The sequence below is a fragment of the Micromonospora sp. DT201 genome (genome assembly GCF_049841575.1).
Taxonomy (GTDB): Bacteria; Actinomycetota; Actinomycetes; order Mycobacteriales; family Micromonosporaceae; genus Micromonospora.
This window is the reverse complement of sequence record NZ_JBNCKP010000002.1, coordinates 470,369-488,239: the sequence shown is the minus strand read 5'-3', so window position 1 is coordinate 488,239 and position 17,871 is coordinate 470,369. Positions and strand designations below refer to the sequence as shown.

At 68.7% G+C, this 17,871-nt stretch carries 18 protein-coding genes and 1 tRNA gene; 11 read left to right on the top strand and 8 right to left on the bottom strand.

Translation table 11 applies throughout. The features are described 5' to 3' along the window. Nucleotides 1–55: 55 nt before the first annotated feature. From ACLQ28_RS06110 to ACLQ28_RS06095, 4 genes are all read left to right on the top strand, one after another. Nucleotides 56–775 (top strand): PP2C family protein-serine/threonine phosphatase, encoded by a 720-nt coding sequence (locus ACLQ28_RS06110; RefSeq protein WP_425685192.1) that lies wholly within the window; start codon nucleotides 56–58, stop codon nucleotides 773–775. A gap of 80 nt (nucleotides 776–855) precedes the next feature. Beyond that, on the top strand, nucleotides 856–2,046 hold the full coding sequence (locus ACLQ28_RS06105) for a GNAT family N-acetyltransferase (RefSeq protein WP_425685191.1): 1,191 nt from the start codon (nucleotides 856–858) through the stop codon (nucleotides 2,044–2,046). A gap of 54 nt (nucleotides 2,047–2,100) precedes the next feature. Next, nucleotides 2,101–2,847 carry a ZIP family metal transporter gene (locus ACLQ28_RS06100; protein ID WP_425685190.1) on the top strand — a complete coding sequence of 249 codons (747 nt, stop codon included), beginning with the start codon at nucleotides 2,101–2,103 and terminating at the stop codon, nucleotides 2,845–2,847. Between the two features lie 85 nt (nucleotides 2,848–2,932). Further along, nucleotides 2,933–4,132: a hypothetical protein gene (locus ACLQ28_RS06095; protein WP_425685350.1), complete on the top strand. Its 1,200-nt coding sequence runs from the start codon at nucleotides 2,933–2,935 to the stop codon at nucleotides 4,130–4,132. Between the two features lie 181 nt (nucleotides 4,133–4,313). On the opposite strand, the gene ACLQ28_RS06090 is transcribed toward ACLQ28_RS06095, so the two are convergent. Further along, entirely contained in the window at nucleotides 4,314–5,396 is a 1,083-nt protein-coding gene (locus ACLQ28_RS06090; protein WP_425685189.1) for an NAD-dependent epimerase/dehydratase family protein, read from the bottom strand. A gap of 287 nt (nucleotides 5,397–5,683) precedes the next feature. On the opposite strand from ACLQ28_RS06090, the gene ACLQ28_RS06085 reads away from it, so the two are divergent. After that, nucleotides 5,684–5,755 (top strand) — tRNA-Lys (locus tag ACLQ28_RS06085). On the opposite strand, the gene ACLQ28_RS06080 is transcribed toward ACLQ28_RS06085, so the two are convergent. Genes ACLQ28_RS06080 through ACLQ28_RS06070 form a run of 3 tightly spaced genes read right to left on the bottom strand, consistent with a single transcriptional unit; the run spans nucleotide 5,730 to nucleotide 6,486 of the window. Beyond that, nucleotides 5,730–5,963, bottom strand: coding sequence for a hypothetical protein (locus ACLQ28_RS06080; protein WP_425685188.1), 234 nt, complete (start codon nucleotides 5,961–5,963; stop codon nucleotides 5,730–5,732). The genes ACLQ28_RS06085 and ACLQ28_RS06080 overlap by 26 nt on opposite strands. Further along, on the bottom strand, nucleotides 5,923–6,117 hold the full coding sequence (locus ACLQ28_RS06075; RefSeq protein ID WP_425685187.1) for a hypothetical protein: 195 nt from the start codon (nucleotides 6,115–6,117) through the stop codon (nucleotides 5,923–5,925). Before ACLQ28_RS06075 ends, ACLQ28_RS06080 begins: the two co-directional genes overlap by 41 nt. A 9-nt stretch (nucleotides 6,118–6,126) precedes the next feature. Further along, on the bottom strand, nucleotides 6,127–6,486 hold the full coding sequence (locus ACLQ28_RS06070) for a hypothetical protein (protein ID WP_425685186.1): 360 nt from the start codon (nucleotides 6,484–6,486) through the stop codon (nucleotides 6,127–6,129). Nucleotides 6,487–6,508: 22 nt separating this feature from the next. Here ACLQ28_RS06070 and ACLQ28_RS06065 point away from each other — a divergent pair, with 22 nt between their 5' ends. The 4 genes from ACLQ28_RS06065 (at nucleotide 6,509) to ACLQ28_RS06050 (ending at nucleotide 9,300) form a co-directional block, all read left to right on the top strand. Next, entirely contained in the window at nucleotides 6,509–8,044 is a 1,536-nt protein-coding gene (locus tag ACLQ28_RS06065) for an AAA family ATPase (RefSeq protein WP_425685185.1), read from the top strand. A gap of 75 nt (nucleotides 8,045–8,119) precedes the next feature. Further along, nucleotides 8,120–8,488, top strand: coding sequence for a hypothetical protein (locus ACLQ28_RS06060; RefSeq protein WP_425685184.1), 369 nt, complete (start codon nucleotides 8,120–8,122; stop codon nucleotides 8,486–8,488). Between the two features lie 282 nt (nucleotides 8,489–8,770). Beyond that, nucleotides 8,771–9,046 (top strand): type II toxin-antitoxin system Phd/YefM family antitoxin, encoded by a 276-nt coding sequence (locus ACLQ28_RS06055; RefSeq protein ID WP_285792619.1) that lies wholly within the window; start codon nucleotides 8,771–8,773, stop codon nucleotides 9,044–9,046. Beyond that, nucleotides 9,043–9,300 carry a Txe/YoeB family addiction module toxin gene (locus ACLQ28_RS06050; protein WP_425685183.1) on the top strand — a complete coding sequence of 86 codons (258 nt, stop codon included), beginning with the start codon at nucleotides 9,043–9,045 and terminating at the stop codon, nucleotides 9,298–9,300. The genes ACLQ28_RS06055 and ACLQ28_RS06050 overlap by 4 nt, the downstream gene beginning before the upstream one ends. A 53-nt stretch (nucleotides 9,301–9,353) precedes the next feature. Here ACLQ28_RS06050 and ACLQ28_RS06045 read toward each other — a convergent pair whose 3' ends face one another. From ACLQ28_RS06045 to ACLQ28_RS06035, 3 genes are all read right to left on the bottom strand, one after another. Then, entirely contained in the window at nucleotides 9,354–10,226 is an 873-nt protein-coding gene (locus ACLQ28_RS06045) for a hypothetical protein (RefSeq protein ID WP_425685182.1), read from the bottom strand. Further along, a complete protein-coding gene (locus ACLQ28_RS06040; RefSeq protein ID WP_425685181.1) occupies nucleotides 10,223–10,822 on the bottom strand; it encodes an RNA polymerase sigma factor in 600 nt (199 codons plus the stop codon). The genes ACLQ28_RS06045 and ACLQ28_RS06040 overlap by 4 nt, the downstream gene beginning before the upstream one ends. A 233-nt stretch (nucleotides 10,823–11,055) precedes the next feature. Further along, on the bottom strand, nucleotides 11,056–12,738 hold the full coding sequence (locus tag ACLQ28_RS06035; RefSeq protein ID WP_425685180.1) for a hypothetical protein: 1,683 nt from the start codon (nucleotides 12,736–12,738) through the stop codon (nucleotides 11,056–11,058). A 530-nt stretch (nucleotides 12,739–13,268) separates the two neighbouring features. On the opposite strand from ACLQ28_RS06035, the gene ACLQ28_RS06030 reads away from it, so the two are divergent. Further along, on the top strand, nucleotides 13,269–15,908 hold the full coding sequence (locus ACLQ28_RS06030) for a TIM-barrel domain-containing protein (RefSeq protein ID WP_425685179.1): 2,640 nt from the start codon (nucleotides 13,269–13,271) through the stop codon (nucleotides 15,906–15,908). Nucleotides 15,909–16,216: 308 nt separating this feature from the next. Here ACLQ28_RS06030 and ACLQ28_RS06025 read toward each other — a convergent pair whose 3' ends face one another. Then, on the bottom strand, nucleotides 16,217–16,633 hold the full coding sequence (locus ACLQ28_RS06025) for a hypothetical protein (RefSeq protein WP_425685178.1): 417 nt from the start codon (nucleotides 16,631–16,633) through the stop codon (nucleotides 16,217–16,219). Between the two features lie 535 nt (nucleotides 16,634–17,168). On the opposite strand from ACLQ28_RS06025, the gene ACLQ28_RS06020 reads away from it, so the two are divergent. Continuing rightward, nucleotides 17,169–17,792, top strand: a complete 624-nt coding sequence (locus tag ACLQ28_RS06020) for an NBR1-Ig-like domain-containing protein (RefSeq protein ID WP_425685177.1) — start codon at nucleotides 17,169–17,171, stop codon at nucleotides 17,790–17,792. The last annotated feature ends 79 nt before the right edge of the window (nucleotides 17,793–17,871 follow it).

The following is a 17,871-nucleotide window of genomic DNA, read 5'->3' as shown; positions in this document are numbered from 1 at the left end:
CCCTACGCAGTAGGCGTAGAGACGAATGCGGGTTGTTCTTGGCAAGCTTGACCCCATGACGCTGATCCTCCGCTCGGTCATCCTCAACGACATCGGCTTGGTCCGCACCAACAACGAGGACTCCGCCCTCGCCGGTGACCGCCTGATCGCCGTCGCCGACGGCATGGGCGGACTGCCCGCGGGCGAGGTGGCGAGCGAGATCGTGATCCGGATTCTGGACGAGCTGGCTCCGCCCACCGAGCCCGATGGTGCCGCCGACGCCCTGCGTGCCGTAGTCAGCGCCGCCAACCAACGGATCCACGCCGCCATCACCGTCGACCCGAGCCGCGACGGGATGGGCACCACGCTCACCGCGGCGCTACTGGCCGGGGAGACGCTGGTGCTGGCCCAGGTCGGCGACTCCCGCTGCTATCTGCTGCGCGACGGGGAGCTGACCCAGCTCACCCGGGACGACACCTTCGTTCAGGCACTTGTCGACCAGGGCACCCTCTCCCCCGAGCAGGCCCGCCACCACCCGCAGCGGTCCCTCGTGACCAGGGCCGTACAGGGGGCCGACACCCCACCGGCGATCGGTGTGCTCACTGTGGTCCCCGGCGACCGACTGCTGCTGTGCAGCGACGGGCTCTCCGACTACGTCGAGGACGACGCCATCGCGGCGGCGCTGGGCATGTACGCCGACCGCCAGCAGTGTGGGGAGCAGTTGGTGAAGCTCGCCCACCACGCCGGTGCACCGGACAACGTGACAGTCGTGGTCTCCGACGTCGTCACCCGCTGACCAGTGCACTGGCTGGCGCCGGCGCCACGGATACCGCGAATCCGGTTGCTGCGATCCGTACGGCAGGTTGAGATGGGCGGATGACCATCCGCCGGGTGACCGCCGACGACCGTCTCACCACCAGTTTCCCGCTGGCCGCGTACGCCTTCGAGTCGTCGCCGCTCGGTGCCGCCCGGACCGAGGAGTTCCGCGACTACCTGCCCTACAACCAGGGCAACCGGACGCTGGTCGTCGAGGAGGCCGGCACCACGCTGGCCGCTGTCTCGGCCATTCCGATGCGGCAGAATCTGCGCGGGGTGGTGCTGCCGATGGCCGGGGTCGCCGGGGTGGCGACCCATCCGCTGGCCCGTCGGCAGGGGCACGTCCGGACGCTGCTGCACCAGCTCCTCGACGAGATGCGCGACGAGGGGCATGCGCTCAGCGCGCTCTACCCGTTCCGGCCGAGCTTCTACGCCCGGTTCGGCTACGTCGGGCTGCCCAAGCCGCGCAAGGTCACCTTCGCCCCGGGCAACCTGGGGTCGCTGCTGCGCGCGGACCTGCCCGGCGAGGTGGGCTGGGAACGCATCGCCGCCGGCTATCCGGTGTGGCGCGCGTTCACCGAGCAGAACCTTCAGGAGCGGCACGGCTTCTCCCTTTTCCCGGATTACCGGGCGGTCGGGATGCGTGACCGCGACGAGCATTGGCTGCTCACCGCCCGCGTCGACGGCGAGGTCACCGGCGCGGTGACCTACCGGATCGACGAGCACGGCGGCACGCTGCACGGCAACGAACTGCTGGTCACCGACCCGCTTGCGCGGGCGCTGCTGTTGCAGTTCTTCGCTCGGCACGTCGACCAGATATCGCGGATCACCCTCCAGGTCCCACCCGACGAGTTGCCGGAGCTGTGGTTGACCGACCTGGACGTGCACGTCGAGGCGCGGACGGCGGTGCCGGGCTCGTCTGCCCCGATGGCCCGGCTGTTGTCGCTGGACGCCTTGAGCGGGCTACCCGCTGGCCCCGGCCGGGTCCGAATCGAGCTGACCGGGGACCGGTGGCTGGCCGGCACCCACCTGCTGGACGGCACGACCGGCGCGCTGGAGATGGTCGACGACACCGTCGGGCGCGCGCCGACCGCCACGCTCACGGCCGCTGGGCTTTCCGCCCTGGCGTACGGGGTGCTGGACCCGGCCGAGCTGCCGTTGCGTGGGCTGGGCGAGGTGCCGCCGGACGCCGCCGCCGAGCTGCGCAGCATCTTCCCCCGGCGGGTGCCGTACCTCTTCGCCGACTTCTGAGCCTTCCTCAGGGCCAGGTTTGCCGGCCCGGCGACCGTGGGTACCGTCCCGCGAATGCCGGAGTGGTTGCAGGCGGGTGGGTGGGGGCTGCTGGCCGGGTCGGCTCTGCTGGTCGGGGCGGCAGTCGGTTGGTTCGCCCGGGTGCCGCAGCGCGTCATCGCGTCGATCATGGCTTTCGGGGCTGGGGTGCTGCTCTCCGCCGTGTCGTTCGAGATGATCGCCGAGGCGCACGCCCAGGGCGGCATGGTGCCCACCGTGCTCGGCGCGGGCGGCGGCGCGGTCGTCTACACCCTGGCCAACCTGGCACTCGCCCGGCACGGCGCGCGGAACCGGAAACGTTCGGGCGCCCAACCCTCCGAGGGTGAGCAACCCGGCTCCGGGTCGGCGATCGCGGTCGGCGCGCTCCTGGACGGCGTACCGGAATCGGTGGTGATCGGCGCGAGCCTGCTCGGCGGCGGCGCGGTCAGCCTGGTCACGGTGGCGGCGGTCTTCCTCAGCAACGTTCCGGAGGGCCTGTCCAGCGCGGCCGGTATGCGCCAGGCCGGTCGGTCCCGGCGGTTCGTCTTCCTGCTCTGGATCGGGATCGCGCTGATCAGCGGGGCGGCGGCGCTGCTCGGCAACTCGTTGCTGGGCGGTGCCCCGCCGGAGGTGCTGGCCGGAATCACGGCGCTGGCCGCTGGCGCGATCCTCGCGATGATCACCGACACCATGGTTCCCGAGGCGTTCGAGAACGCGCACCTGCTGGTCGGTCTCATCACGGTCGCCGGCTTCCTGACCGCCTTCGCCCTGTCCCACGCCTGAGACCCGCCCAGCCTTAACCATGGATTAAGCCCGCACGGCGGATTCGTCGTGACGCCGTCAGGGCTCCTAGCATCACGGGGTGCGCATGACGTCGCTTGCCGCTCTGCTCGTCCTCGGTGTCGCCACGGCGGCCCTGCCCGCCTGCGCGCCCAACGATCCGGCTCCCGCCTTCCAACCCGGCTCGTCCGCCACGCCGGAGGCCCTGCCGACGAGCAACCAGGGCGCAGCGCCGACGAGCCGCGACGGTCTCGGTGGCCCGGGGGTCAGCAAGAGCCCGAAGCCCGCCGACAAGGTGCTCGCGGCCGGCAACCCGAACGGCAAGGCCGCCGTGCCGGCCGAGGCACGGGCGGTGGACACCTCGAAGCCGACCCGGACCATCGGCACCGGCACCCCGGCGAGCTGCACCTCCGCAGCGGTCGTGAAGGCCGTCGCGGCCGGCGGTGTCATCACGTTCAACTGTGGACCGGCCCCGGTGACGATCAAGATGACCGCCACCGCGAAGGTCCGCAACGCCAACGGGCCGAAGGTCGTGCTGGACGGCGGCGGCAAGGTCACGCTGAGCGGCCAGGGGCAGCGCCGCATCCTCTACATGAACACCTGCGACGAGGCCCAGGGCTGGACCACCTCGCACTGCCAGAACCAGGACCATCCGCAGCTCACCGTGCAGAACCTGACCTTCGCCGACGGCAACTCCACAGGCGACGAGGCCGAGGGCGGCGGCGGTGGGGCGATCTTCGTCCGCGGCGGCCGGTTCAAGGTGGTCAACTCGCGCTTCGTCCGCAACCGCTGCGACCGCACCGGCCCCGACCTGGGCGGCGCGGCCATCCGGGTGCTGAGCCAGCACGACAACAAGCCGGTGTACGTGGTGGGCAGCACCTTCGGCGGCGCGTCCGGCCAGGGCGGCTCCTGCTCCAACGGGGGCGCACTGAGCAGCATCGGCGTCTCCTGGGTGGTGCTGAACAGCGTGCTCAGCCACAACGAGGCGATCGGCAACGGCGCCAACCCGGCCAAGTCCGGCACGCCCGGCGGCGGCAGCGGCGGTGCGATCTACTGCGACGGCAACGAGTTCACCGTACGGCTCGCCGGCACGATCATCGAGAACAACAAGGCCAACGAGGGCGGCGGAGCGGTCTTCTTCGTGAGCAACAACCGCACCGGCACGATGAAGATCGAAAACTCGACTCTGCGCCGCAACCCCAGCGGCAAATTCGAGACCGGCGGCTTCCCCGGCATCTTCTTCCTGGGTGCCCGCAACCCCACAGTCACCAATTCCAAGCTGAGCTGACGGCACTGCCCGCCCCGGCGCTGCACCCCGGCACTGCACCCCGGTGCTGCACCCCCGTGCTGCACCCCCGTGCTGCACCCCCGTGCTGCACCCCCGTGCTGCGCCCCGGTGATCAAGAGGTTTGAGTCACCGGAGCGGCGTTTCCTGACCGAAACCTCTTGATCACCGAGCCGGGCGTACCTCAGTAGGGGTTTCCTTGGCCTGGTGGGCGGGCCTGCAGGAGGGCCGCTGGGCGGCCTGGTCGGTCGCGTGCGCCGGACAGCGGCGGGCTTGCCGCGTGGTCGCCGCCGGCCATTCCGACGAAGAGCTCCTTGAGCGCGGTGAGCGCGGTGATCTTGGGCTGCCAACCCAGCTCGGTCTCCGCACGCTCGCTGGACATCAGCGGGGCGTTCAGACCCAACTCCACCCAGCCCGCGTCGACCGGCTGCAGCCGCGCCCGCCAGGTCAGTGCCGCCGCCACCCGCAGCACCGGCGCGGCGACCGGCACCGTCCAACCGTGGAAGTGCCGAGCCACCAGCTCCGGGGTGAGCACCGGGTCCGCAGCGACGTTGAAGGCACCGCGCACATCACTCAACACCGCCCGGGCGTACGCATCGGCCACGTCGTCGGCGTGCACCGCCTGCATCCGCAATCGGCGGTTCGTGGGCACCAGCGGAATCCGGCCGAAGCGGAGCAGCCGCACCGGTGCCAGCGGGCCGAGGAAGTAGCGGGTGATCTCCACACCGGCAGCCCGCTGAAAAATCAACCCGGGTCGCATCCGCACCACCCGCAGCGTCGGGTGATCGCGCTCGACCTCGTCCAGCAGCGCCTCCACCTCCGCCTTGTGCTCGCTGTACGACGAACCGGACACACCGGTCGCCGGCCACCGCTCACTGACCGGATGGTCCTTCGGGCCGGGAGCGTAGGTGCCGACCGACGAGGCGTACACCAGCGCCGGCACACCGGCCCGGATCACCGCGTCGAACACCGCCCGACTGCCCTCGACGTTGGTCCGACGCAACACCCGCTGATCGTGGCTGGGCTGGATCTGCCAGGCTAGGTGCACCACCGCGTCCGCACCCGCGAACATTTCGACGAGCTGCCCCGCCGCGCCCGGCGCGCCAATGTCGCAGGAGTGCCACTCCACCTGGTCGTACGGCTCACCGGCATCCGGGCCGGGCAACCGCCGAACCACCCCGGCCAACTCAACGCCCCGCTCCCGGCGCAGCCGCCGCAGCACCGCCGTACCGACATTGCCGCTCGCCCCCACCACCACGATCCGCATGCTCGACCCCGTACCCGCCCAGCAGCACCTCAACCACCCACCCCGACCCGCGCCGCACCCGTGACCCCCACGGCGCGCGGCCCTCGGGCGACGGGCCCCGCAGCGACGCGGCCCTCCCGGCTTGATCCACTCCATATCGCCGACATGGGGCTATCCAGCGCTCCGGACACCGCCAGCTCGCCGATATGGTGATGATCAGGTGCACTGAGGGCCGCCAGTCGCAGGCATTGACGACCGACCGGAAGCCGCGAGTCGTCGCCGCTCACCGTCGGGTAACCTGAGCGCGCGGGCCGCTAGCTCAATGGCAGAGCTGTGGACTTTTAATCCATAGGTTCAGGGTTCGAGTCCCTGGCGGCCCACTCTTACGCAGGTCAGCGGCCTCTTGCAGGGCTGCTTGAGCTGCGCTCTCGGCTCGTACAGCAGCGAAGTACGACAGTAGCCGCCTCCACCGGTCCAGCGCCTCAGCTCGCCGGTGGCGAACTTCATCTTGATCATGGGCAGGCCGAAGCCGAGCAGGACGGCGACCTCAGCGGGCGAGTACCAGCGACGAATGAGGTCTCTGCTCATGCGGCGGCTCCGACGAGCCAGGCTTCGTGTGCCAGCTCTTCGTGACATTGGCGTGGCGGTTGAGGTAGCTGCGGATTTCCCACACGTCGACGGCGGCGCGATCGACCTGGCGGGCGAAGCCGACCAGAGCTTGCGGCTCGACGGACAGCGTCATTTGTGCCGCCTAGTTTGTGATGAAGATGCCGGCCACGCCCACGACGGCCAACACAACGGCGGCGGCGAGAACGTAGAGCCTTGGACGCGGCTCTCGTACGAAGTAGGTTGACAGGCCGAACGCGCCACTGAGGATCGAGACTGCGTACCACGGGAAGGTCGTCGGCGTGGGCTGGTCTATGAAGATCATCCAGGTGGCCGTGACCGCGACGAAGATCGTGGCGTAGGCGACGGCCTGCCGCATGTTCCGGTAGGCGGTGTGCTGCAAGCGGGACACCGACTCGCGGTAAGCCTCCACCGCCGCAGCGCGTTCATCCTCGCTGACCTGTCGTCGCCGGTTGCGGCTGCCTGACCTCCGGCCCCCACTCATGCCGCCGAAGATACCAACGAGAGTGACGCTGTCACTGCCCTGCGTAAGGCCATGCCTGAACTTAGGTAGACTGGTCCGAAGTAAGATTCGATCTAGCTTCGGAGAGTCGATGTTCATCGGTCGGCGCGCGGAACTCGACCTGCTCACCAAACAGCTTGATCATGTGACGCGCACCGGCGAGGGGCGCGCTGTCGCTATCCGAGGACGGCGGCAGGTAGGAAAGTCGCGGCTGGTGCAGGAGCTGTGCGACCGCGTCGATCTGCCGTACTGCTTCTACACAGCGGTCAAGGGCACGTCGAGCATCGAAGCGGTCAGCTACTTTCTCGGTGCCTTGCGCGACTCGTCGCTGCTCACTTCTGGCGGTCGCGACCTTCTGCCGTCCCAGCCGCCGGCCGGTGGCTGGGGCGACATGCTGCGGGTCCTGGCGGGTGTCTTACCCGATACGCCGAGCGTGGTCGTCCTCGACGAACTGCCTTGGATCTCCGAGCAGGACGCGACGTTCGACGGGCACCTGCAGGTCGCCTGGGACCGGCTCATCTCCAGCAAACCAGTGCTACTACTGCTGCTCGGCAGTGATCTGCACATGATGCAACGGTTCACCGAATACGACCGGCCGTTCTATGGCAGGGCCACGAACATGGTCCTCGGCCCGTTCAATCTCGCCGAAACCGCCGCCGTCACCGGGCTGAGTGGCGCGGACGCGATCGATGCGCACGTGATCACCGGCGGGTTGCCCGGCATCGCCCTGGAGTGGTCCCCGGGAACTCCCCCCGCCGATTTCCTGAGTCAAGAGATCTCCAACAAAACGTCAGCGTTGTTCACCGTCCCCGAGCAGTCCCTGGCGTCGGAGTTTCCCGCCCCGGACACTGCCCGGCGCATTCTGGAAGCGGTCGGCGGGGCAGGCAGTCGCACGTTCAGCAACATCGCCGCTGCCGCCGGTGACCGCGGCGGCCCGGTCAGCTCCGGCACCCTGTCCCCGCTGCTTCACCGACTCGTCGAGGAGAAACAGATCCTCGCTGTCGACAAGCCGTTGTCCACCAAGCCCAGCAAACTGGCCCAGTACCGGATCGCCGACAGCAACCTGCGCCTGTACCTGGCCATCCTGCGCGATGTGCATCATCTGGTTCTGCGCGACCGGACAGCGGCCGCCCGCGCCATCCTCGAAAGTCGGTGGTCCACCTGGCGGGGCAACGCCGTCGAGCCGATCATCCGCAATGCGCTCGCCATCGCCGCCGGCGCTGGAGCCTTGCCCTGGACCGACACGGGGGAGGTCGGCGGCTGGTGGAACCGGCAATCCAACCCAGAGGTCGATCTTGTCGGAGCCGACCGCGCCCCGATCGCCTCCCACATCGCGTTCGCCGGCTCCATCAAGTGGCAGGACGGCCCGTACGACCGGCACCATCTTGACGAGTTGCGGCGCAACGCCCCGGTGATCCCGGGTTTTCAGCCCGGGATCAGCGGCCTGGTCGTCGTCAGCCGCTCCGGAGCCGACCTCCCGGACGGGGCCGCAGATCTCATCTGGGGACCTGACGACATCGTCCACGCCTGGTCAATCTGATGCTGTCCAACGTGCCGACGGACGCGGTGTTCTCCGCCGGTAATGGTCACGGAACGCGCCGCCGAAGGACGAGACATGAGCACACAGCGCAGCTACTACGAACCAGCTCCGGCGACCCACTACACGGCCACAGCCGCACTCGCAGCGGGCGATCTCGACACCCTCACCGACTCGATGGTCGGGCTCGCTCTGCACGACGCGGACTGGCGCTGGTGCCAGGACTTCTACCTGCGCGTGCTAGATCATCCGGAGGAAGACGTCCGGGCCACGGCAGCGATCTGCCTTGGCCACCTTGCTCGCATCCACCACCAACTCGACACCGACAAAGTTCTGCCCGCCCTGCGCGCCCGGCTGCGCGACCCGGAGGTCGGCGGCACGGTGAAGGACGCCATCGCCGACATCGAACAGTTCCTCGCTCTTCCGCCCGACGCCGCGCGGGGATAGACACCCAAGCGAGGTTTCGCAGCTGCGGTGGAGGTAACGCCGCTCGGGGTCTGCGGAAAGGTTGATGCACTTTGTCCCATTCTAGCCATCTTTAATCCACAGGTTCGGGGTTCGAGTCCCTGGCGGCCCACCTCTTATGCAGGTCAGCGGCTCTTTGCGGGCCGCTTGCGCCGTGCTCTCGACTCGTACAGCGGCGAAGTACAGCAGTAGCCGGCGACGCACATGCATGTCGTCGCAGGCCCACCCGAGGTACAGTTTTCTGTACTTGCCATGGAGGTGGTCATGCGGACCGTGAACTTCACCCAACTACGACAGAACCTGGCCGCCGAACTCGACAGCGTCATCAACGACGCGGAGGAAGTGGTGGTGACTCGATCCGGCCACGAGCCCGTGGTGATCGTGCCCCTTGCGGAGTACGAGTCGATGAAGGAGACCGAGTACCTCCTCCGCAACCCGAGCAACGCCGCCGCGCTGCGCAGGTCGATGGCGGAGCTCGAGAAGGGCGATGCGGCCGAGCGGGACCTGATCGACCCGGCCACCGTCCGGGACGTCGCATGAGGCTGGTCTTCACCGCGACGGCGTGGAGCCAGTACCTCAGCCACACGGATCGGAAGCTGGTCAAGCGCATCAACGACCTCGTCGCGGACGTGATGCGCAACGGATACGAGGGCATCGGAAAGCCGGAGCCCCTTCGGGGAGAGCTGTCCGGCTTCTGGTCCCGCCGGATCGATCGCGAACACCGGCTGGTGTATCGGATCACCAAGGACGACGTCGAAATCATCGCCTGCCGGTACCACTACGTCGACCGGTAGCGGACTGGACTGGACCCAGGTGCGCCGGCCGTCCCGACTGAATCGGTACCGTCCTACCGATCCAGCGCGCTGTCGAGCCGCTTGAGGGCGTCGCGGGTGGCCGCCGAGGACACCACCGTGTAGATCTCCATGGTGATGGCGAACTGCGCGGGCTGGGCGGTGGGACGACCCGACTGGCGCGTCGGTGATGCCGAAGGTGGTCCAGCACCCGGCCGGTCCGGCTTACCGGACAGGCCGGGTGGCTCCGCTGGCTCGCCCGGTACGGAGGTGGGCTTGCCGGTCGGGTGGCCGGGCTTGCCGTTGGACGAACCGGGCGGGTCGGCAGAGGGTTTGGACTGCTGGCTGTCGTCCGCGGGCCCGAGGAGCCCGTCGCAGTACCTGGGAACCTCGTTCCGACCACCGGCGGCTTCGATCAGGGTTCGGAACTGCGGATCGTCCAACGTGCCGGCCGCACCTTCGCTCGTCCGGACCCGGTAGGACCGGCACAAGTCGTGCGGAGACTTCGGAGACGATCCGATCGGGGCGGTGCCGGCGGGCACCGACGGCTTCGGTGTGCTGTGTTGGCGTGACGACGGGGTCCACCTGTCCCCGCCCAGCGCGTCGGGTAGCGCACCGCTCGTGGCAGCGAATGCCACCCCGCCGGTGGCCGCGACCGCGAGAGCCGTGGCGAGGGCGACCTTCACGGTGACGAACTTCGCCACCGTCGCCGGAACCGATCTGCGCCCCGCCCCCTGACGAACCTGACTGGCGTGGTGCGACAAGAAGGCGCTCATCACCGCCTCCTCACCGGCCAATTCGTCCGGGTGAGCGGGCGCGGACAGCACGGCGAGCAATCGGGAAAGTTCATCCTGAGCGTCCGCGCCGGCACCGCCGGGCCGGCGCTCGGCTGCGTCACCGTCGGAACTCACACGGGGAGATCTGCTCATCTCATGTCCTCCAGCGTCAACCGTCCTGCCGCCGTCACTGAGCCGTCCTCGGCGGCAACCAGGTCCGGCCGCTGGACATGCTTGGCGAGCCGGCGCAAACCACGGTAGGCGGCGGTACGCACCGCGCCGGGCCGCTTACCCAGCACCTGCGCTGTGGTCGTCACATCCAGCCCGAGCAGCACCCGCAGCAACACCGCCTCGGCTTGGTCCGGCGGCAGCGTCGCGATGAGCTCGACCGCGGCCCGGGTGGACATCGCCTCGACCGTCAGGTCGGCGGCGTCCGCCCCGTCAGCCAGTTCGCCCATCTCCTCCATCGGCACCGGCACGCTCGGCCGGCGACGCGCGTACCGGACATGGTCCAGCGCTCGGTGCCGGGCGATCGTCGCCGCCCAACCTCGGAACCCGTCGTAGTCGCCACGGAAGGAATCCAGGTCGCGGACGATTTGCAACCAGGTCTCCGACGCCACGTCCTCGGCGGAGTCACCGACCAACACACGCAGGTAACGCAGCAGGAGCGGCTGGACTGCTCGGTAGATCGTCCGGAACGCCTCGTCGTCGCCGTTCTGGGCTGCGGCAACGGCGGTCGAGAGGTCCACTGCACCTGCGATCTCCCGGCCTGCCCGACGATTCATCGGGCCCGTAGCCGGGCGTGCACCTGCGGCATCAGCACCTCCCTCAGGTGGCGGAGTTACTCCGCCCAGAGGGGTCAGCGTCGCCTACCGTCGTCTCGTCACACCTGAGACCAGTGGCCGAGGTAACAGATGGCACAGATCCAACGGCCCCGGCGACGGTGTGTCGCCGGGGCCGGTTCATCTGTTACGGGTCGGGACTACGCGGTCGGAGCGAGGCCAATGTCGACGACGGTCTCTCCGGCGTCGGTCACTTCGACCACGGCGCTCCAGCCCCGGTTGTAGTAGCCGCCGGTGCTGCCGACGATGTCCGAATCGGTGACATCGTCGCCGACATCCGGGGTGGTGAAGCTGTACGGCACCCCGTCCTGCAGGTAGACGTTCGCCACGTAACGGCCGGGCTTGAGCCGGGTGAGGTACGTGCCGTCGCGGTCGTTGATGTAACCCCTCGGCACGTCCCAGCCTGGCTCGGTGCCCTCGAGCACGAACTCGATCTTGCCGATCTTCCCGTACGCGTTCGGTTCGCCCGCGTCGCGCTGACCGTCGCGGTCTGTGTCGATCCAGGCGTGACCGGTAATGACCCCCTCGGCGACGTAGGTGACGCTGCCGGTGGCGGTGTTGTTCTCCAGCGACGACTCGGGTGTGGACGCGGACGCGGTAGCGGTGAAGGTCAGCGGGCCGTCGGGGGTTCCCGCGTTCGCCTTCAGCTTGAGCAGCAACTCGCCGTTGGACGTGCCGATGTCCCAGGAGGGGCGGGTGCACTCGACGAAGCGGTCGTCGGCCGCGTCGTTGAGTCGGCAGGTCCAGTTGGCGTCACCAGGGTCGAGGGAGGTTGGCTCGACCGTCGCCGGGAGCGGCACCCGCACGGCGGTGTTCTCCGACGGGGTGCCGCCCAGGAGGCTGACGGCGACGAACAGTTCGAACTCCTCGTTCGCCCGCAGCTCTTCGCGGCCGACCACGTCGACCCCATACAGCTCCAGATCGCCGGGGGGCGGCACGACGTAGGTGAACGTGGTGGAGCCGCTGTTGTTGGCCAGTGACCGCTCGGGGGCCGAGGTCGACACGGAGGCGGTCACGGTCCTGGTGTCGCCCACCGTCCCGGCCGGGAAGTAGGGGTAGAGGTTCAGGTAGGCCACCCCGCCCGGCTCGATCTCCCTGTCGTTTCCACAGACCCAGGTGGAGGTGGAGAAGTCGCAGTTCCAATCCGGGTCCGGCGTCCAGCCGCCGGCGAAGGCGTCCGGCGGCATGTGGAAGGTGAAGCGGGCGCCGGGGGCCGGGACGGTGCCGATGTTGGTTGCCCGGGCCTGCACAGAGCCGCGTGCCCCGTTGCCGCCCAGGTAGGAGATGTCGCCGATGGCGAACTCGAACGAGAAGGCAAGGTCTGGCTTGGCAACGTACTCGATGGTTGCCGAGGCGGTGTTGTTCGTGGTGGACGACTCGCGGCTTCGCGTGGCGGCCGTCGCCGTCACGACCTTTTTCTGGCCGTCCGTGCCGGTCGGCAGAGTGACGCCCACGACGAGGGCGGCGTCGGTGCCGGCCGCGAGGGTGCCGTACTTGCACTTGGCGGCCACGGCGTCGCAGGTCCAGCCGCCGGAGGATTCACCGAGGTCGAGGGTGGCGCCGGACGGCAGGTTCAGCTTCAGAGTGGTGTCGGTGGCCGCAGCGCCCCCCACGTTGCGCACCGAAACGGAGAGGCGGACCGCGCCGCCAGCCGGTCCCACCTCTCCCGGATCGGAGGTCAGGCCGACGACGACGTCAGCGGAGTCCGGAGCGGCGGAGGCCGTACCGGGGAGAGCTGCAAGCAGTGACGCGACGACAGCGGTCGCGAGGGAGCCCACCTGCAGCGTGCGGAATGCCTTGGTGACCAGGTTCTTGTTGACCATAAATTCCCCGTCTGGTCGGGTTCGGACAACGGCCGCAGACGCGCCGGAGGGCGTCTGCGGCCATTCCGGGATCTTGGCCCCGTTGATCGATTAAGCGTTTCGGAGTCGGAGAGCGTCACACACCCCTGGGCCGGGTCGGCAGCGTCCTGGGCGGCTCGACGGCGATCGAGCGTCGCAGTGCGGATGCCTGACGGCGGCAGGGTCGCGTCCAAGATGACCGTCTTTGTCTCCCGGTGCAGCGTCGGCCTGCCGGACGAGTACGGCCGTCGACGAAAGAGAGAAGAGACACCCACCAGGGCCCGTTGACATGCATTTCAGTCCGGTGACAGCGTTGTCATCGACTCATTTCCTGCATATGAGACGAGGAGCGCATCTTGCTCTATCGGAGTTCACGCCGCCGCGGCGCTACAGCAGCCGCCACAGCCGGCATTCTCATCACGGGGCTGGCACTCGCTCCGTCTGCGCCAGCTCAGGCCAGCCACAAGCAGGCGCAGGACGAGGCCGTTCGGTCGGGCGACGCACGTTTCGAAGTGCTGTCCCCGACCCTGATCCGCACCGAGTACCAGAAGGACGGCAAGTTCACCAACGCCGCCACGTTCAACGCCATCGGGCGCGATGACTTCTCCCGTACGCGTTTCACGAAGCACGTCGATCACGGCTGGCTCACCATCGACACCGGCGAGATGACGCTGCGTTACAAGGTCGGCTCGGGCACGTTCACCGCCGACAACCTCACCGTGCAGCTCAAGACCGGCAAGCAGGTCGTGCAGGGCCAACCCTGGGCCGGCCACAGCGCTCCGGACTGCGCGTTCGGCGCGCTCTGCGAGGCCGAATTGCTGCAGCTGAACGGTCCCGGCGTGGCTACCGACCACCAGGGATATACCGGCCGTGGCTTCGCGGCCGGCTTCGCCTCGTCCGGCGACTCGGCCAAGTTCGCGCTCGATGCTCCAGCAGACGGTACGAAGCAGCTCACCGTCCGTTACGCCAACAGCGCCGGCGGCGACGGCCAGACCGTGGACCGCACCCTGACGGTTCAGGTCGACGGCGACGCCGGCCACACGTTGACGCTGCCGGCCACCGCGAACTGGGACACCTGGGGCCTGGCCAGCGTGCCGGTCGACCTCGCTGCGGGCCGGCACGAGATCAGCGTCGTGCGGGGTCCCAACGACTCCGGCAATGTGAACATCGACAGCCTCGCGGTGGTCAACCAGGGTGATTCGTTCCCGGCACCAGCCGCGCCCCAGCCGCAGCCCCTGCGGTTCGGCACGCTGGGAGAGGCCGAGACCGGCGCGCTGACCGGCGGTGCGAAGCCCGGAAACGACCACAACGGCGCTTCCGGTACGGGGTTCCTGGCCGGCCTGGAAAGCACCACCTCCAGTGACGCACTCACCGTGACGGATGTTCCGTCCGCGGGTCGCTACCAGCTGCAGATCCGCTACGCCAACGGCCAGGCCGGCTCCCAGCCGAGCCAGGCGCGCACCATGTCGGTCACGGCGGGAACGGCGGCGCCGGTCACGGCGACCCTTCCGCCGACCAGCGGGTGGGACTACTGGAACACCGTTTCCGTCCCGGTCCACCTCAACCGCGGCACCAACACCGTGACGCTGGGCTGCCCCACGGATGCCAGCTGCAACGTCAATGTGGACACGGTCGCCGTCACGAACACGGCCTCTCCGCTGCTCGCCCCGCACGCGCCGCTCGGCGGCTACCGCCGGGGCCTCGACGGCGTGAGCGGTGCCGCACTCACCGCTCCGGGCCTGCTCTACCAGGACGGCTGGTACCTGCTCGACGACTCGGCCTCGGCCCTGAGCAACACCAAGCCGCGGCCCGCCGCCGAGCAGGACGGCTACGTCTTCGCGTACGGGCAGGACTTCAACCGTGGCCTGAAGGACCTGTCGACCCTGACCGGGCCCACGAAGCTGCTGCCGAAGTGGGCGTACGGGGTGTGGTACTCCGAGTACTACGACCGCACCGCAGCCGAGTTCCAGGACCTGGTGGCCCGGGCCAAGGCCGAGGGTGTGCCGATGGATGCGCTCGTCGTCGACACCGACGTCAAGGCGCCGGACAAGTGGAACGGCTGGAGCATCGACCCCACCCGGATCCCCGACCCGAAGGCGTTCTTCGACTGGGCCAAGAAGCAGGGCCTGCACACCGGCATCAACATCCACCCGAGCATCCTTGGCTCGGACCCGAAGTTCGCGCAGGCGCAGGCCACCGCGAAGGGCAAGCTGCAGCGCGTCGGCTGCAACGGCGGTGCCGACTGCTACGCGTTCGACTTCGGCGACCCGGACCAGCTCAAGGCGTACATGCAGCTCCACGACGAGATGCTCCCGAAGGGCAGCAAGGGCCCGGACCTCTGGTGGTTGGACTGGTGCTGCGACAACACGAAGTCCTCCCTTGCCGGGGTTACTGCGGACGCATGGATCAACCAGCAGTACGCCGACAAGACCGGCTTCGCGTTCTCCCGTGCGTACGGCTCATTGCAGGCCGGCGGCTACAGCAGCCCGACCCCGGTGTCGACCGGACCGTGGGCTGACAAGCGCACCACGCTGCATTTCACCGGCGACACCACCTCCGACTGGCAGACCCTGCAGATGGAGGTCGGCTACACGCCGGGCGAGTCGGCCGCGACCGGGCTGGCTGCGATCAGCCACGACATCGGCGGGCACACGAACGGGCTGCAGGAGCCGGGCAGCGAGCCGGGCAGCACGAAACTGCCCGACGACCTCTACGCCCGGTGGGTCCAGTTCGGTACGTTCCAGCCGATCGACCGGCTGCACTCCAACCACAGTGACCGGCTGCCCTGGCAGTACGGCCCGGTGGCGAACGCGTCGGCCAAGAAGTTTCTGAACCTGCGCGAGGAGCTGCTGCCGTACACCTACGCCGCTGCCAAGGAAGCCACTCGCACGGGTACGCCAATTGTCCGCTCGATGTACCTGGCCTACCCGAATGAGCAGGCCGCGTACGCCACCGCCGGTTCCGAGTACCTCTACGGCCCGGACTACCTGGTGGCACCGGTGACGACGCCCGGCAACACCGCCACGACGTCGGTGTGGTTCCCGCCGGGCAACAGCTGGACCGACATCTTCACCGGAAAGACGTATCGGGGCGGCACCACGCAGAACATCACCACCACGCTGGACACCATGCCGGTGTTCAAGAAGCACTAACAGGGCATTCCAGCACTGCCAGCCTTCCGGGGCCGGCTTGGAGAACGGATCCGGACACCGGCCGGGTGGGGCAACCCACCCGGCCGGTGTGTGTAAGTCCGCAGGGTGAATCCCGGTCAGCGTGCAGGGCGCGTCAGGAATAACGGAACCAGGCTCGGGCAGGGGCGGGAACCAGCACGAGCAGCGCGGCGATGAGCACCGGCGCGGGTGGCCGGGACGCGGCCCGAGCGCTCCCGTCCGGAGAGCTGCCGGCCACGGCCCGACGGCGACCGCGCTGATCGCGCGGTCGCCGAAGGTCGAGCTTGCCGTCAGCAGCGCACGCCGGTCTCCTTCGACGCCACGTCGGAGATTCCGCCGAGGGCCCGGGTGCACTCCGACAGCGTGTTGGCACCGGACGACCAGACCTCCGGACCGCTCGAGCACTGCAGGTCGCGCAGCGTGTTCCCGGTCACGATCGAGGTGCAGACCTGGTACGAGCCGTGGCTTGCCCGGTACTGCTGCCACACGAACGTGTATGCGTAGTTCTTGCCGCATCCCTTGTACTGCTTGACGGATGCGGCGGTCTGGCCGCCGACGGTCACGTACGCGGTCGCGCCGATCTGCACCGAGCCCGCGCAGCGCGGGTTGGTCTCGGCGTAGGCAGGGCCGGAAAATGCCAGCACCGCGGGCATAGCCAGCCCGGCGGCCGCGAGGATGCGCACGCTACGTCGGGTAAGGCTCTTCATCGGTGACCTCCTTCGATGCACCGGATCTGTCGCGCCCGGTGTCTTCATCCATCACGATGATCGTCACCGACGTTCGTTCGGTACCCTCTTACAAGCCCTGACAACGCCTGACGACGATGTCTGACAAGGGGGACGGATGGAAGACCAGCGTGCTGCCACCGAGTTGATTCAGGACCGTGTGGCCGCCGAGAGATTCGCCGAACAGTTGCGGACACTACGGGCCAGCGTGGGCAGCCCATCGTTCCGCAAGATGGCTGGTCGGTCGGGCCGCATCTCGCACACAACGCTCCACGAAGCTGCCACCGGGAGCAGGTTTCCCTCATGGGAGACCACGCGCGAGTTCGTCCGGGCCTGCGAGGCAGACGAGGTCCAGTGGCGGCGCGAGTGGGAGGCCGCTCAGCGTCGGGTGACGGTCCGCGCCGTCCCGGATGGCGAACCGGCGCCCACCAGCAGCGATCTCGCGACCGAGGTCGATGCTCGAAGCACTGTAGACACGTACGTGGCAGACACAGCGGCCGCCGTTACGTCTGCCGCCGTGGGCACTCCGAAAGCCGGCGGGCCCGTCATGTCCGACCTCACCGCAAATTCGGACCACGTACCGGAGGGCCAGCGTGCGCTGCGGGTCGCGGATGACTCGCAGACCGCCGAGGTTGAGGCCAGGCGTGCGCGTCAGCTCCGATCGCCGTGGCTCGCCGCTGCTGCGGTGATGGTGGTGGTGGCGATCGCCGCCGTGGGCGTCATGGTGCGCGGCCGGTCGTCCCCTGCTGGCCCCGCAGCCGCGACACCGTTCTCGGATGCGTTGATTCCTGGGGATTCGAGCAAGTTCGTCGTCGATGCCACCTACCCCGACGGTACGCAGGTGCCGGTGAACTCCACCTTCGTGAAGGTGTGGACGCTCGCAAACGTGGGAAAGGTCGACTGGCACAACCGTTTCCTGGCGAGGATGAACCCCGCCGCCGACGCAGACGGCTGCCAGATGCCGGATCGGGTGCCGATCGGCGACACGCCACCAGGCGACAAGGTGAACATCAGCGTCGAGGTCACCGCTCCCAACCACCCCGGGAAGTGCTGGGTCAGCTGGAAGATGGTGGACGAGCACGGGCAGGAATACTTCCCCACCCGCCGGCCGGTCTACTTCTTGGTCAACGTCACCGCCTGAGCGCCACGACGGGTGCCAAGGCACGAAGCTCGATGTCAGTCCCGGGCTCCAGCCAATCTGACAACACGACATCCATCGA

Bases quoted from the DNA above. Each gene is read 5' to 3' on its own strand.
- ACLQ28_RS06075 (WP_425685187.1), bottom strand. From the start codon at position 6,117: ATGACGCTGTCCGTCGAGCCGCAAGCTCTGGTCGGCTTCGCCCGCCAG.
- ACLQ28_RS06070 (WP_425685186.1), bottom strand. From the start codon at position 6,486: ATGAGTGGGGGCCGGAGGTCAGGCAGCCGCAACCGGCGACGACAGGTC.
- ACLQ28_RS06060 (WP_425685184.1), top strand. From the start codon at position 8,120: ATGAGCACACAGCGCAGCTACTACGAACCAGCTCCGGCGACCCACTAC.
- ACLQ28_RS06080 (WP_425685188.1), bottom strand. From the start codon at position 5,963: ATGAGCAGAGACCTCATTCGTCGCTGGTACTCGCCCGCTGAGGTCGCC.
- ACLQ28_RS06045 (WP_425685182.1), bottom strand. From the start codon at position 10,226: ATGAGCAGATCTCCCCGTGTGAGTTCCGACGGTGACGCAGCCGAGCGC.
- ACLQ28_RS06050 (WP_425685183.1), top strand. From the start codon at position 9,043: ATGAGGCTGGTCTTCACCGCGACGGCGTGGAGCCAGTACCTCAGCCAC.
- ACLQ28_RS06055 (WP_285792619.1), top strand. From the start codon at position 8,771: ATGCGGACCGTGAACTTCACCCAACTACGACAGAACCTGGCCGCCGAA.
- ACLQ28_RS06095 (WP_425685350.1), top strand. From the start codon at position 2,933: ATGACGTCGCTTGCCGCTCTGCTCGTCCTCGGTGTCGCCACGGCGGCC.
- ACLQ28_RS06105 (WP_425685191.1), top strand. From the start codon at position 856: ATGACCATCCGCCGGGTGACCGCCGACGACCGTCTCACCACCAGTTTC.
- ACLQ28_RS06035 (WP_425685180.1), bottom strand. From the start codon at position 12,738: ATGGTCAACAAGAACCTGGTCACCAAGGCATTCCGCACGCTGCAGGTG.
- ACLQ28_RS06025 (WP_425685178.1), bottom strand. From the start codon at position 16,633: ATGAAGAGCCTTACCCGACGTAGCGTGCGCATCCTCGCGGCCGCCGGG.
- ACLQ28_RS06110 (WP_425685192.1), top strand. From the start codon at position 56: ATGACGCTGATCCTCCGCTCGGTCATCCTCAACGACATCGGCTTGGTC.
- ACLQ28_RS06090 (WP_425685189.1), bottom strand. From the start codon at position 5,396: ATGCGGATCGTGGTGGTGGGGGCGAGCGGCAATGTCGGTACGGCGGTG.
- ACLQ28_RS06100 (WP_425685190.1), top strand. From the start codon at position 2,101: ATGCCGGAGTGGTTGCAGGCGGGTGGGTGGGGGCTGCTGGCCGGGTCG.